At 76.1% G+C, this 13,403-nt stretch carries 13 protein-coding genes; 8 read left to right on the forward strand and 5 right to left on the reverse strand.

Annotation, left to right across the window (positions count from 1 at the left end):
- Positions 1-10: 10 nt before the first annotated feature.
- The 3 genes from RM780_RS17030 to RM780_RS17040 form a co-directional block, all read right to left on the reverse strand.
- Positions 11-3,097 (reverse strand): DUF6531 domain-containing protein, encoded by a 3,087-nt coding sequence (locus RM780_RS17030; RefSeq protein WP_311631589.1) that lies wholly within the window; start codon positions 3,095-3,097, stop codon positions 11-13.
- A 100-nt stretch (positions 3,098-3,197) separates the two neighbouring features.
- Positions 3,198-3,593, reverse strand: coding sequence for a hypothetical protein (locus RM780_RS17035; RefSeq protein WP_311631590.1), 396 nt, complete (start codon positions 3,591-3,593; stop codon positions 3,198-3,200).
- Positions 3,590-3,901, reverse strand: coding sequence for a ribbon-helix-helix domain-containing protein (locus tag RM780_RS17040; RefSeq protein ID WP_311631591.1), 312 nt, complete (start codon positions 3,899-3,901; stop codon positions 3,590-3,592). The genes RM780_RS17035 and RM780_RS17040 overlap by 4 nt, the downstream gene beginning before the upstream one ends.
- A gap of 422 nt (positions 3,902-4,323) precedes the next feature.
- Between RM780_RS17040 and RM780_RS17045 the strand changes: the two genes are divergently transcribed.
- From RM780_RS17045 to RM780_RS17060, 4 genes are all read left to right on the forward strand, one after another.
- Positions 4,324-5,046, forward strand: coding sequence for a helix-turn-helix domain-containing protein (locus tag RM780_RS17045; RefSeq protein ID WP_311631592.1), 723 nt, complete (start codon positions 4,324-4,326; stop codon positions 5,044-5,046).
- 86 nt (positions 5,047-5,132) lie between these two features.
- Positions 5,133-5,927: an HAD family hydrolase gene (locus RM780_RS17050; RefSeq protein ID WP_311631593.1), complete on the forward strand. Its 795-nt coding sequence runs from the start codon at positions 5,133-5,135 to the stop codon at positions 5,925-5,927.
- A complete protein-coding gene (locus tag RM780_RS17055; protein WP_311631594.1) occupies positions 5,924-8,362 on the forward strand; it encodes a glycoside hydrolase family 65 protein in 2,439 nt (812 codons plus the stop codon). The genes RM780_RS17050 and RM780_RS17055 overlap by 4 nt, the downstream gene beginning before the upstream one ends.
- Positions 8,363-8,388: 26 nt before the next feature.
- Positions 8,389-9,039: a hypothetical protein gene (locus RM780_RS17060; RefSeq protein ID WP_311631595.1), complete on the forward strand. Its 651-nt coding sequence runs from the start codon at positions 8,389-8,391 to the stop codon at positions 9,037-9,039.
- 17 nt (positions 9,040-9,056) lie between these two features.
- Here RM780_RS17060 and RM780_RS17065 read toward each other — a convergent pair whose 3' ends face one another.
- Positions 9,057-9,266 carry a hypothetical protein gene (locus tag RM780_RS17065; RefSeq protein ID WP_311631596.1) on the reverse strand — a complete coding sequence of 70 codons (210 nt, stop codon included), beginning with the start codon at positions 9,264-9,266 and terminating at the stop codon, positions 9,057-9,059.
- An 80-nt stretch (positions 9,267-9,346) separates the two neighbouring features.
- On the opposite strand from RM780_RS17065, the gene RM780_RS17070 reads away from it, so the two are divergent.
- Both RM780_RS17070 and RM780_RS17075 read left to right on the forward strand, forming a co-directional pair.
- Complete coding sequence (locus RM780_RS17070; protein ID WP_311631597.1) at positions 9,347-9,625, forward strand: ASCH domain-containing protein; 279 nt, start codon at positions 9,347-9,349, stop codon at positions 9,623-9,625.
- Between the two features lie 45 nt (positions 9,626-9,670).
- Positions 9,671-10,537 (forward strand): GNAT family N-acetyltransferase, encoded by an 867-nt coding sequence (locus tag RM780_RS17075; protein ID WP_311631598.1) that lies wholly within the window; start codon positions 9,671-9,673, stop codon positions 10,535-10,537.
- A gap of 21 nt (positions 10,538-10,558) precedes the next feature.
- Here the strand turns inward: RM780_RS17075 and RM780_RS17080 are convergent, their stop codons facing one another.
- Complete coding sequence (locus RM780_RS17080) at positions 10,559-12,004, reverse strand: FAD-dependent monooxygenase (RefSeq protein WP_311631599.1); 1,446 nt, start codon at positions 12,002-12,004, stop codon at positions 10,559-10,561.
- Positions 12,005-12,092: 88 nt separating this feature from the next.
- On the opposite strand from RM780_RS17080, the gene RM780_RS17085 reads away from it, so the two are divergent.
- Both RM780_RS17085 and RM780_RS17090 read left to right on the forward strand, forming a co-directional pair.
- A complete protein-coding gene (locus RM780_RS17085; RefSeq protein WP_311631600.1) occupies positions 12,093-12,692 on the forward strand; it encodes a TetR/AcrR family transcriptional regulator in 600 nt (199 codons plus the stop codon).
- 58 nt (positions 12,693-12,750) lie between these two features.
- Positions 12,751-13,392: a helix-turn-helix transcriptional regulator gene (locus tag RM780_RS17090; RefSeq protein WP_311631601.1), complete on the forward strand. Its 642-nt coding sequence runs from the start codon at positions 12,751-12,753 to the stop codon at positions 13,390-13,392.
- Positions 13,393-13,403 lie beyond the last annotated feature (11 nt).

Here is a 13,403-nt window from a genome sequence, read left to right on the forward strand (position 1 = left end):
CCCCGCGCCGCTACGACCGTGGCGGCGGATACCCGTACGGTGACGTCCCCGGCCGGGGCAGGACCCCGCCCACCAGGCCCGGCCCCGCACCCGGCGCGGGGCCGCGCGCCGGGGTGAGGTAGCGCGCGTGCACCGGGTCGAACGCCCGGTGCCCCGCGCCGAATCCGTACAGCAGCCCCGTCTCCGGGTCGGCCAGGTGCCCCGGCAGCGCCGGCACCCGCCGCTCCGGGTCGGCCACCGGCCCCGGCACCGCGCCCAGGAACGGCGCCGGCCCGCGCCAGGCCACCCCGCCCTTGGCGTCCAGCAGCTCGGTGGGCACGCCCGTCGGGTCGGCGACCACCGCGCAGGTACCCTCGCTGCCCGGGTCGGTCCGCGCCAGCGGCACCTCCGCCCCCGGCGCCCAGTGCCAGGACGTGGCGGCCCCGCCCGGCGCGATCACCTCGGCCGGGCGCTCCCCCTCCCAGACCCAGATCGTCTCCTCCACCGCCGCGCCGAAGTCGTCCAGCAGCCGCTTGGCCGCCCGCCGCCCCAGCGCGTCGTACACGTAGTGCCAGTGCTGCCCCTGCGGCGTGACCACGTCCGTCAGCCGGTCGTGCGCGTCGTAGGTGAAGCCCCACCCCGCCGCCCCCGGCCCGGCCCCGGACACCGAGACGACGCGGCCCGCCGCGTCGTGCCGCCACGCCGCGCCGCCCGGGCCCTCGGCGGGGAGCGTCCCCTTGTACCGCAGGCCCACGCCCAGGGCGTTGCCCGCCGCGTCGTAGCGGAAGCCCCGTGCCTCGGCCTCGCCCGGGGCGCGCGCCGCCACCAGCCGCCCGGCCGCGTCGCAGGCCGCCTGGATCACCGTCGCCTCCGCCGCGGCCCCGTCCGCCGCCGTCACCGCCACGGCCGTTCCGCCCGCGCCGTCCTCGCGGTAGGCGTACGCCCGCCGCCGGCCCGAAGGCAGCACGAGCTGCACCGGCCGCCCCGCCGCGTCCCACACCTGCCGCAGCAGCACCACCACGCCCAGGCGGCGCTCGGTCTCCCGCCCGGCCGCGTCGCGGGTGAACTCGTACCGCCGGTTCCCCGCCCGCAGCGCGGTGGGCCGGCCCGCCGCGTCGTACTCCCAGCCGGTCACCGTGCCGCCCGGGGTGCGGCGCTCCACGGGGCGGCCCAGCGCGTCGTAACGCAGGCGCAGCGTGCGGCCGTTGCACGTCTCGGAGAGCACGGCGCCGCGCGCGTCCAGCTCGCGGGTGAGGGACGTTTCCCCGTTGGCGGCCTCGACCAGGCGGCCGGCCGCGTCGTACTCGAAGCGGGTCACGTCCGTCTCGGTACGCTCCTCCACGACGCGCCCGCGCGCGTCGAAGCTGCGGGAGACGCGCTGCCCGGCGGCGTTGGTGAACCCGCTGTGCCGGCCGGCCGCGTCCCAGCGGTGCGTGGTCGGCTCGCCCGTGGGGCCGCTCTCCTCGGCGAGCCGCCCGGCCGGGTCCCACGTCCAGGACCAGCGGCGGCCGGCCCCGTCGGTCGCCCCGGTCAGGCGCAGCTCGGTGTCCCACTCCAGACGCAGCCCGTCGTTGCGCGCGACGCGCACCCCGAACGGCCCCGTCTCCCACCGCTCGCGGCGCCCGGCAGCGTCCACGTACTCCACCAGGCGCCCGGCGGCGTCGTAACGCCGGCGCTCGGCGCCGCGCGCGGCGGGCAGGCCGGTGGGCGTCCAGGTCAGGGCCAGGGCCGTGCCGTCCGGGCGCAGCACGCGCACCACGCGGCCCAGCGCGTCGCGCTCGTACCGGACGGGCGCGCCGGCCTCGTCGGTTCCGGCCAGCGGCAGGCCGGCCGGGTCGGGGTCCAGGCGCCGCAGGGTGCCCAGCGCGTCGGTGACGGCGGTACGCGCGCCGCGGGCGTCGTAGGCCCAGGTGGTGACGGCGCCGGTGGGGTCCTGTTCGGTCAGGAGGTTGCCGCGCTCGTCGTAGGTGTACCGGTGGCGGGCGCCGTCCTCGGCGGTGCGGGTGGTGGGCAGGCCCAGGTCGTCGAACTCGGCCGTGGCGGTGGCGCCGTCGGGGTACGTCACGGCCGTGGCGTTGCCGCGCTCGTCGCGGGCCCAGCGGGTGGTGCGGCCCAGCGGGTCGGTGCGGGTCAGCAGGCGCCCGGCGTGGTCCCACTCGCGGCGCCAGGTGTGGCCCAGCGGGTCGGTGACGGCCAGGGGAAGGCCGCGTTCGTCGTGCTCGTACACCGTGGTGTGGCCCAGCGAGTCGGTCACCCGGGCGATCCGGCCGCCCTCCTCGTAGGCCAGGGTGCGGTCGAGGAAGCCGTCGGTGCCCGTCACGCGGACCACCCGGCCCGCCTCGTCGTAGGCGTACCGCAGGCGCCCGGCCCCGCCGCGCGCGGTCCAGGCGGTCAGGCGGCGGCGCGCGTCGTACGCCAGGTGCTCGGCGTTCCCGGCGGCGTCCTCGGCCACGGCGAGGTTCCCGGCCGCGTCGTAGCGGTAGCGGGCCAGGGGCAGCGGGCCGTGCTGGAGCGGGCCGCCAGGGCCGCCGAGCAGGGCCAGGGCCGTCACCCGTCCGGCCTCGTCCGAGCGCACGGCGATCCGGTAGCCGCAGGAGTGCACCAGCTCGGTGAGGGCGCCGTCGGGGGCGTGGGCGAGGCGGATCGCGTTGCCGTTGAGGTCGGTGACGGCGGTCAGGGGCAGCTCGGAGCCGGGCCGTCCCGGCACGGGCGCGAAGGTCAGCGTGCGGGGCGGGGCTCCACCCTCGGCTTCGCCCTCCTCGGCGGGCAGCGTCACGGTCAGCGGGCTGCCGGGCCTTCCGTCCCAGGACAGCGGCCAGTGCGGGCCTTCCTCCCCGGCGGGGAGCACCGCGGCGCCCGGCGCGGGAACGGGGTAGGCCACGACGCGCCCGTCGGCGGCCACCAGCCGCACGCCGTCCGCCCCCAGCAGCAGCCGCTGGTCCAGCGTCGAGACCCAGGCCCGCCCGAACCGGCGCCCGGGACCCGGCCCGCCCCGGTAGCGGCGTTCCACCACCAGCGGCAGCACGCCCGGCAGCCGCACGTCCACCACGGCGTACACGAGCCGCCCGCTCCCGGGATCGACTTCCCCCGGCACCGCGACCGGCCCTTCCGCGTCCATCCGCGCTCTCCCGCTCTCCACGCACCGGCCCCACCCGATCAAGGCGCCCATTCAATCAGGCGATTGACAGGCGAAAACGGGGGACGGGGGCGGTGGGCGATTACAGCTTGACGACGGGCACTTGCGGCGGGAGCAGCCGCTCCATGTCCCCGGCGTCGGAGGAGAAAACCGTCACCTCGCCGCGCTGGCCGCGGGCGATCACCGCGAGCACGGCCTCGATGGCGTGCTTATGGCCGTGCATGCCGGCGTGCTTCAGCAGGAGGCGCGCCTGCTTCGCCTCCTGCTTCCCGACGGAGGTGACCGTCACCCGGGAGAGCACCCAGTCCCAACGCCGTTCCGGAACGCGGCCGTCGTAGGCCTCGACCAGCGTCATCGGAGAGGTGACCAGCCGGGCCTCGCCCTCGCCGGCCAGCTTCAGGAGCAACGCCATGCGCCGGTCGCCGCGGACGGCCCGCGACAGGGCCTCGCAGTCCCAGACGAAAACGCGCGGTGTCACGCTGCCTGTCCCCCTGCCCTCTCGTCGGCGACGGCCTCCCGGGCCGCCTCGGGGTCCGCGTCGGCGCGGCGACGCGCGTGCTCGGCGTCGATGGCGTCCAACTCGGCCCTCGCGGCGGCCAGTTCCTCCTCGGTGAAGGGGCCGTACTCCTCCTCCAGCCAGGCGGCCACTTCCGCCAGCCGGTCCTGCTCGTGCTTCATGCGCAGCGCCTCCGCCACATAGGCCGACAAGCCGCGTTCGGCGGCCTCTCCCCGGATCTCTTCGAGCAGGTCCTCAGGGATGGTCACCGTGATCTTCTTGGTCGCCATACTTTTCACCATACTCCCGTCCCGCTTCTGCGGATTCACCTGTGCAGAACGGGGCGGATGTGATGTTCCCATGGATTGGTGAGCGGATCTTCGTTACTGGGCAGAGCTTCACTGTGCGGGACATTTCGCGAATCACCCCAAGACTTTTCACGTTGAACGCCGCGGCCGACCGGGTTGCCGATCCTCCGGGGGATGGGGGCGGGTCGTCGTGATACGGGCGCGGGCGGCGGAGTTCGGCGCGCTCCGGCCGCGGCAGCTCACCGGGATCGAGTGCGCCCTCTGCGGGCGGCACCTGGGGCCCCGGGCGCGTCCGGCCGGGGTCGTGCGGCATCCGCGCTGGGGGTACACCTACCAGCTGTGGGCGTGCGCCCCGGACTGCCCGGCGCGATCCTTGGAGCCGGGGGTCCGGAGGTGAGGTGCGGGTGGCCGGTCGGGGACCGGGCCGGCGGAGCCGGTCCGACCATCGCAGCGACCTGGGGCGCCGGGTCGCCCTGCGCAGGGAGCAGCTCGGGCTCAGCCGCGAGACCGTCGCGGACCGGGCCGGGGTCGCGCCGCAGTACCTGCGGTACCTGGAGGAACGCCCGGCCTCGCCCAGCGCGGCCTCGCTGACCCGCGTCGCCCGCGCCCTGGAGACCACCGTCGCCGAGCTGACCGGCTCCGAGGTCCTGCCGGGCGCCGGCGCCCGTGCCCCCGGCGGCGGAACGCCCGAGCTGATCGAGCTGGACACCGACCAGTGCTACCGGCTGGTCGCCGCCCACACCCTGGGCCGCGTGGCCGTCGCCGCCCCCGAGGGCCCGGCCATCGTCCCGGTCAGCTACGTGGTGACCGACGGCACCATCCTCTTCCGCGCCCCGGCCGACATCGCGCGGGCCGCCGGGGCGGCTGCGGAGACGGCGTTCGAGGTGGACCACCTGGACGAGGCCCAGGGCCTGGGCTGGAGCGTCCTGGTCCGGGGCGAGGCCGAGGTCACCGGCCCCCCGGACGCCGGGGAGGCCGCCCGCGCCCCGGCCGTGCGCGGCCCGTCCGCCCGCGCCCGCAACGCGCCCGGCCCGCCCGGCGTCCCCGCCGGGAACGCGCACGGGCACAAGACCTGGGTCCGCCTGCGCCCCTCCCGCGTGACGGGCAAGCGCCTCACCCTGGGCTGACCGCCCGCCCCGCGGGCCGCCCCGCGCCGCCGCCGTTTGCGGCCCCCGCCCCGCCGGGTTCCCATGGGAGGAGACGGAGGAAGGCGGTGGGGACCGTGCCGGTGCCGGAACTGTGGGCGTGCCGGGCCGTCGTGTTCGACACGGACGGGGTGATCACCGACTCGGCGCGCGTGCACGCCGCCGCCTGGGCGGAGGCGTTCGCGCCCGTGCCCGGCCTGGACCCGCCGTTCGACGCCGAGGAGGACTACCGCCGGTACGTGGACGGCAGGTCCCGGCTGGACGGCGCGGCCTCCTTCCTGGCCGCGCGCGGCCTCCACCTCCCGCCCGGCGGCCCCGCCGACGCCCCCGGCACCGGCACCGTCCAGGCCGTGGCCGCCCGCAAGGAGCGCGCGTTCCTGCGGCTGCTGGCCGAGCGCGGGGTGGAGGCGTGGCCGGGAACGGTCCGCCTGCTGCTCGCCCTCCACGGCGCCCGCGTCCGCTGCGCCGCCGTCTCCGCCTCCCGGCACGCCCGCGACCTGCTGGCCCGGGCGGGCGTGCGCTCCCTGCTCCAGACGGTGGTCGACGGCAACGACGTGGCCCGGCTCGGCCTGCCAGGCAAGCCCGACCCCGCCCTGTTCCTGGAGGCCGCCCGCCGGCTGGGCGTCGAGGCAGGGAACGCGGCCGTGGTGGAGGACGCGCGGGCGGGGGTGGAGGCGGGGCGGCGCGGTGGCTTCGCCCTGGTCGTGGGCGTGGACCGCTCGGGCGGCGGCCCTTCCGGCGGCGCCGGCTCCGGCCGTTCGACCGCTGATTCCCCCGCGGCGGAAGCCTTGCACGCCCACGGCGCCGACCTCGTCGTCACCGACCTCGGCCGGCTGGTGGCGGACACGGGGGAGGGGCCGTGAGCGGCGACGGCTGGACCTGGGAGTACGAGGGCTACGACCCGGACACCGAGCGGCTGCGCGAGGCGCTGTGCACGCTGGGCAACGGCTACCTCGCCACGCGCGGCGCCGCCCCCGAGACGCCCGCCGGGCCGTACCACTACCCCGGCACCTACGTCGCCGGCCTCTACAACCGGCTGACCACCACCCTGGCCGGGCGCGACCTCTCCCACGAGGACCTGGTCAACCTGCCCGACTGGCTGCCCCTCCGCTTCCGCCTGCACCCCGAATCCGCCCCGGCCGGCGACTGGTTCAGCCCCGACGCGGACCCCGACGCGCTGCGGGACTACCGCCAGGTGCTGCACCTGCGGCGCGGAACGCTCACCCGCACCTTCCGCCTGCGCGACCCCGCCGGGCGGCACCTCGCGGTGGAGCAGACCCGCCTGGTCCACCAGGCCGACGCCCATCTCGCCGCGCTGCGCGTGACCTTCACCGCCGAGGACTGGTCGGGCAGCGTGGAGGTGGAGTCCGCGCTCGACGGCGCGGTCAGCAACTCCGGGGTGGCGCGTTACCGCGACCTGGCCGGGCACCACCTCACCCGGATGACCACCGGCGCCGCCGAGGACGACCCCGAGGTGCTGTGGCTGCGCTGCCGCACCAGCGAGTCGGACGTGCGGATCGTGCTGGCCGCCCGCACCCGCAGCGACCCGGAGCCGGAGCCGGGCGCCGCCACCACCCGGCTCTCCGCAGGCCGCGCCGCCCGCCTGCTGGTCCTGCCCCTGGCGCCGGGGCGGCCGGTGACCGTGGAGAAGACCGTCGCCCTGCACACCTCGCGCGACGCCGCCCTCAGCAGCCCCCTGCACGCGGCCGTCGAACGCGCCTGCGGCGCACCGGACTTCGCGACGCTCCTGGCCTCCCAGTCCTCGGCGTGGGAACGCCTGTGGTGTCAGGCCGAGTTGAGGGTGCCGGGGGAGGCGGGGCGCATCCTGCGGCTGCACCTCTTCCACCTCCTGCAGACGCTCTCGCCCGCCCACACAGCCGAGTTGGACGTCGGCGTCCCGGCGCGCGGCCTGCACGGCGAGGCGTACCGGGGGCACGTCTTCTGGGACGAGCTGTTCGTCCTGCCCTACCTCAACCTGCACTTCCCCGAGCTGTCCAAGGCGCTGCTGACGTACCGTCACCGCAGGCTGCCCGCCGCCTGCCGCGCGGCCCGCGCCGCCGGACTGCCCGGGGCCATGTACCCGTGGCAGAGCGGCAGCGACGGCCGCGAGGAGACGCCCGAGGTCCACCTCAACCCCCGCTCGGGACGCTGGCTCCCCGACAACTCCCGCCTCCAGCACCACGTCGGCTCGGCGGTGGCGTACAACGTCTGGCGCTACGGGCAGGCCACGGGCGACACCGAGTTCCTGCACGCCAAGGGCGCCGAGATGCTCTTCGAAGTCGCCCGGTTCTGGGCCGGGTTCGCGCGCTGGGACGCGGAACGCGAGCGGTACCGCATCCTGCGGGTCGCCGGCCCTGACGAGTACCACGACGCGTACCCGGACGCGTCGGAGCCGGGCCTGGACGACAACGCCTACACCAACGTCACCGCCGCCTGGGTCCTGGCCCGCGCGCTGGAGCTGGCCAGGACCCTGCCCGTCTCGCGCCGCCAGGGCCTGCTCGCCCGCACGGGCGTGGACGAGGAGGAGCTGGAGCGGTGGGAGGAGGTGTCGCGGCGGCTGCACGTGCCGTTCCACGAGGGCGAAGGCGGGCGGGTGGTCAGCCAGTTCGAGGGCTACGGCGAGCTGCGCGAGCTGGACTGGGAGGGCTACCGGCGGCGTTACGGCGACATCCGCCGGCTCGACCGCCTGCTGGAGTCCGAGGGCGATACCGTCAACCGCTACCGCGCCTCCAAGCAGGCCGACGTGCTGATGCTCGGCTACCTCTTCCCGCCCTGCGAACTCGCCGCGCTCTTCGAGCAGTTGGGCCACCGGCTGGACGAGGCGGCCTGGTGCAGGACCGTGGACCACTACCTGGCCCGCACCAGCCACGGCTCCACCCTCAGCGGCGTCGTCCACGCCTGGGTCCTGGCCAGGGCCCGCAGCGGCCGGGCCTGGGACCAGCTCAAGGAGGCCCTGGCCTCCGACGCCGCCGACCTCCAGGGCGGCACCACGGCCGAGGGCATCCACCTGGGCGCGATGGCCGGAACGCTCGACCTGGTCCAGCGGGGCCTCACCGGCCTTGAGGTCCGCGACGGCGCCCTGTGCCTGGACCCCGCCCCCCTCCCCGAACTCTCCGAGTTCTCCTTCCGCATCCGCCACCGCGGCGCGGCGGCCGAGGTCCTGATGACCCCGGGACACGTCCGCATCGCCGTCCCCGAGTGGGAGAAGTGCCCCGTCCCCGTCACCCTCGCCGGCGAGTCCGCCACCGAGATCCGCCCGGGCGAGGTCCGCGAACTCCGCCTGCGGGACCCTGCTTGAGTCGTGAGCCTCTTAGGCTGTCGCCCATGGCCAGGGCGGAGAGCCGCTACCGGGTGCTGGACGCGGACGAGGCGGAGAGGCGGTTCGCGCTCGCCTCCCGCAGCGGGTTCCCGTACCTGGGGCCTGCCCGGCAGGAGATCCGCCTGTACGAGGGCGGTTGGCACGTGCGCGGTGACCTGCTCTCGAACTTCGCGCCCGAGAACAGGCCCTACCACGTGATCGTGGACGGGGACCTGACCGTCGAGGGCACTTTGGACTGGGCCACCGAGGACCACCCCTCCGTGATCCTCGTGACCGGAGATCTCCGGGCCCGGGCCGTGCTGCTCTCCGGCTCCCCGGCGGCCCCGGAGCTGGTCGTTCAGGGCACGCTGCGGGCCGACCACGGCGTGCTCGGCTACCTCAGCGGCCCCCGCGGCGGTCGCCTGCGCGTGGCCGGACGGACGGAAACGCCGGTCGTTCTCGCCATCGAGGACTTCACCATGACCTTCGCCCACCCGCCCGCGGCGGCGGTCCTCGGCGACGCGGGCTCCTACTCCGGACCGCCCCAGCTCGCCCTGCGCCCCTTCGACGAGGCCCTGCACGAGAACCTGCTGCGCGCCGACGGCGAGCCCGACCCCCACGAGACCGGCTCGGCCCTGGCGTTCGGCAGGCCGGTGCTGCGCGCCGCCGGGGCCTGAGCGCGACGCACCCCGCGTCAGGCCTTCGCTGGGGAGGCGTGGAAGGCCCGGGCGGCCGAGGCGATCCACTCGGGGCGTTCCCAGGTGCTCCAACGGGCGCGCGCGAAGCGGTCGATCGTGGCGGCGGCCTCGTCGGCGGAGGCCCCGGCGCTCCGCAGGCGCTCGGTCTCGTCCCGGACGTACGTCAGGAAGTCGCGGACCTCGCGGATCAGCGAGGCGTCGGTCACCTCGCCGTGCCCGGGGACGACGATCTCGGGCTTCAGGGCGGCGAGTTGATCGAGGACGTCGATCCACGCGTGCGGGTACGGTGGAGGTCCGCGTCGGCTATCCCAAGATCCGCAGGATCACGGCTGGCGACACTCTGCGGATTCTCTGCGGAGACGAGGCGCTGACCCACCGCGTCAGCGCGGTGAAGGAGTACGACTCCTTCACCGCGCTGCTCGACGCGGAGGATCCGGCCGCCATCGGCGGGATGGACATGACACGCGACGAACTCGTCGCCGCGATCCGCGAGATCTACCCTCCCGAGAAGGAGGCACTCGGCGTCTTCGCGCTCCACCTCGCCCCCACCCGCGCGGTCGGCTGAGAAAGCCGGGTGCGGGCCGCCCGCGCCCTGGTGTGGGATCGGGGGATGGTGCTCGTGATGGGGAGGCCCGGGGGCGGGGAGTTGGGGGCGGTTGTGGGGGTGTTGCGGGAGTGGCAGCGGGAAGGGGCGGTGGCGCAGCTGCATCCGGGGGATGTCGGGTGGTTCTGGCGGTTCGGGGCGGAGGCGGTGGGCGGGGCCGTCAGGGTGTGGAGGCGGGGCGGGCGGGTGCTGGCCGTGGGGCTGCTCGACGGGGAGCGGCTGTTGCGGCTGGCGACCGCGCCGGAGGTGCGGCGGGATGAGGCGGTGGCGCGGCGGCTGGCGGAGGATCTGAGCCGGCCGGAGCGCGGCGTGCTGGGGGAGGGGCGGGCCTGCGTCGAGGCGCCCGGGGACGCGCTGGTTCAGGAACTGCTGGCCGAGGAGGGCTGGGGGACCGACGAGCCGTGGACGCCGCTGCGCCGGGAGCTGGGGGAGCCGGTGGAGGAGCCGGGCGTGCGGATCGAGGTGACCGGGCCCGGGCGGGCGCACGTGCGGGCCGCCGTGCAGCGGGCCGCGTTCGACAACTCGACGTTCACGGAAGCGCGTTGGCGCGCGATGGCGGCAGGGCCGCCGTACGACGACGCCCGGTGCCTGGTCGCGCACGACGAGCGGGGCGCGGCGGTGGCGGCGGTGACGGTGTGGTCGGCCGGGCCCGGCAGGCCCGGCCTGCTGGAGCCGATGGGCGTGCACCGGGAGCACCGAGGCCGCGGCTTCGGCCGGGCGATCGCGCTCGCCGCGGCGGCGGCCCTGCGGGATCTCGGCGCGTCCAGCGCGTTCGTCTGCACCCCCAGCGCCCACCGCGCCGCCGTCGCCACCTACGTCTCGGCCGGATTCCGGCCGCTGCCCGAGGTCAGGGACCGGCGCCGGGACGGCTGAGAGCGCGGCCGGGGGGAGGGGCTAGCCCAGGTGCCGGGCCAGTGCCTTCTCGACGGCCGTCGTGTCCGCGTCCTCCGCCGCCCAGGCCGCGTAGCCGTCGGGGCGTACCAGGAGGGTCGTGCGGCGGTCGGTCGCCCAGTGCTCCACGGTCAGGCGGCCCTCGCGGACGCCGGGGCCCTCGTACGCCCCGGGCGTTATCAGGACGAAACGGCCGCCGCGCAGGGCCTCGTAGAGGCGGCCGTCCCTCAGGGCGACGTCGGGGACGCGGGTGCCGGTGAGGGGGTGGGCGCCGCGGGGGGCGGGGTAGGCGTGGCCGATTCCGGTGATCTGGGCCAGGGCCTTGCGCTGGGCGGGCGGGGCGATGCCGACGAAGGCGGAGACCAGGGCGCGGGCGGCCCGCAGCAGCGGGTTGCGCGCGCGGGCCAGCCGGACCAGTCCGCCGCTGCTGCGCAGGACCGCCCTGCCGACCGGGTGGCGCTCGGCCTCGTAGCTGTCGAGGAGCCCTTCGGGCGCGCGGCCCTGGACCTCCGCGGCGAGCTTCCAGCTCAGGTTGGCGGCGTCCTGGAGGCCGGTGTTCATGCCCTGCCCGCCGGCCGGGGAGTGGATGTGCGCGGCGTCCCCGGCCAGGAAGACGCGGCCGACCCGGTAGTGCGGGGCCTGGCGCTCGTCGCTGTGGAAGCGGGAGAGCCAGCGGGCGTCGTGCATGCCGTAGTCGGTGCCCAGGGCGCGGCGGGTGATCTCCTTCACCTCCTCCAGGTCGAGCGGGGCGTCGTCGGAGACCTCGTTGCGGCGGTTCCAGCCCATGACCCGGTACCAGCCGTCGCCGAAGGAGGCGATCATCGCGAAGGCGTCGCCGCGGCCGTTGACGGTGAGGACGCCCTCGGGCTTCTCGGCCAGCCGGACGTCGGCCAGGATCAGCGACTTGATGACGGAGACGCCGGGGAAGTCCAGGCCGATCGCCTCCCGCACGGCGCTGCGGTGGCCGTCGGCGCCGACGACGTAGGCCGCCCGGCGGGTGAGGACCGCCCCGTCCGGGCCGCGCACGTCGAGGTCGACGCCCTCGTCGTCCTGCCGCAGCCCGACGACCTCGCTCTCGTACGCGAACTCGACGCCGGCCTCCCGGGCCCGCCGCTCCAGGAGCCGCTCGACCTCGTACTGCGGGGTGATGAGCAGGAAGGGGAAGCGCGAGGGCAGCGTGCTCAGGTCGAGGGAGAGGCGGCGGAAGAGCCGCAGGCCGGTGATGGTGTCGCCGGTGGCGAGGAGTTCGTCGGCGAGGCCGCGGGCGTCGAACTGCTCCAGGGTGCGGGCGTGCACGCCGAAGGCGCGGGAGAGGTTGCTGATCCTGCGCGGGCGCTTCTCGACGAGGGTCACGGGGACGCCGGCCGAGGCCAGGTCACCGGCGAGGAGGAGGCCGGTGGGGCCGGAGCCGACGACGATCACGGGCCGGGGGGTGGGGGTGCCGTTCATGGGGGGCCTCCTTGGTGTCGATGCCCTGTAGCCAACGAATGTGGGCGAACGCTTGGTGACCCACGTGCGTTGGCCTACGCTTGTTGGCGTGAACGACAGTGGCAGCACCTCCACGGCACCCGGCGCCCCCGCCCCCCGCCGCTCCGACGCCACGCGCGGCGCGATCCTCGCGGCGGCCCGCGAGCGCTTCGCGACCGACGGCTACGAGCGGGCCACCATCCGCGCCATCGCCAGGGACGCGAACATCGACCCGTCGATGGTCATGCGGTACTACGGCAACAAGGAGGGCCTCTTCGCGGCGGCCGTCGCCATCGACCTGCGGCTGCCGGACGTGAGCGGGGCGGAGCGCCGGAAGGACGCGGGGCGGATCCTCGTCGAGCACTTCCTCGACCTGTGGGAGAACGACGAAGTCCTCACCGCCCTGCTGCGGGTCGGCGTCACCAACCAGGCCGGGGCGGAGCGCATGCAGGGCATCCTGCGGGACCAACTCCTGCCGGTCGCCCGGCAGGTGTGCCCCGACCCCGAGCAGGTCCCGGCGCGCGCGGCGCTGATGGCCTCGCAGCTGCTGGGGCTGGCGCTGACGCGGTACGTGCTGCGGATGCCGCCGGCGGTGGGGCTGGCGCGGGCGGAGCTGGTGGCCTGGCTGGCGCCGACGATCCAGCGGTACCTGACCGCGCCGAGTCCCTGAGGCCGGCCGGGCGGGCGGGCGCTGTTTGGCCCATGGGCGTTGGTCTTAGACTCGGCGCGTGAGTGCTGAGGATGCCGCGTTCGCGGTGCTGGGCGTTCTGGGCGACCCCGTCCGGCGGCGGCTGTATCGACATGTCGCCGCCCAGCCGGGGGATGTGGGGCGGGACGCGGCGGCGGAGGCCGTGGGCGTTTCCCGGTCGCTGGCCGCGTTTCACCTGGACAAGCTGGTGGAGGCCGGGCTGCTGGCCGTGTCCTTCCGGCGGCTGTCCGGGCGCAGCGGGCCCGGGGCGGGGCGGCCCGCGAAAGTGTACCGGCGGGCCGAGGGCGAGCACGTCGTCTCCGTGCCGCCCCGGTCCTACGGCGGGGCCGGGCGGCTGCTCGCCGAGGTGGTGGAAAACGCCGGTCTGGACCGGGAGTTGCAGGCCGCGGCGCGGGCCGCGGGGGAGGCCGATCCGGAGGCGGCGGCCTCCGGCGACCTGGTGGAGCTGCTGCGGGAGCGCGGCTACCAGCCCTACTGGGACGGCGAAACGCTGCGGCTGCGCAACTGCCCCTTCCACGCGCTGGCCGAGGAGTTCCCCGCCCTGATCTGCGGGATGAACCTCGCGCTCCTTGAGGGCCTGGCGAGCGGGGAGTGGGCGCCCGTGATGGACCCGTGCCCCGGCGGGTGCTGCGTGGCCCTCTCTAAAAAGGAAAGCCATTGACTATAGAAGCG

The sequence above is a fragment of the Streptomyces boetiae genome (assembly GCF_031845405.1).
Classification (GTDB): domain Bacteria; phylum Actinomycetota; class Actinomycetes; order Streptomycetales; family Streptomycetaceae; genus Streptomyces; species Streptomyces boetiae.

What these genes read in the sequence shown, in the direction of transcription:
- RM780_RS17030 (WP_311631589.1), bottom strand. Translation starts at nt 3,097, where the DNA reads ATGGACGCGGAAGGGCCGGTCGCGGTGCCGGGGGAAGTCGATCCCGGG.
- RM780_RS17040 (WP_311631591.1), bottom strand. Translation starts at nt 3,901, where the DNA reads ATGGCGACCAAGAAGATCACGGTGACCATCCCTGAGGACCTGCTCGAA.
- RM780_RS17060 (WP_311631595.1), top strand. Translation starts at nt 8,389, where the DNA reads ATGGCCAGGGCGGAGAGCCGCTACCGGGTGCTGGACGCGGACGAGGCG.
- RM780_RS17075 (WP_311631598.1), top strand. Translation starts at nt 9,671, where the DNA reads ATGGTGCTCGTGATGGGGAGGCCCGGGGGCGGGGAGTTGGGGGCGGTT.
- RM780_RS17080 (WP_311631599.1), bottom strand. Translation starts at nt 12,004, where the DNA reads ATGAACGGCACCCCCACCCCCCGGCCCGTGATCGTCGTCGGCTCCGGC.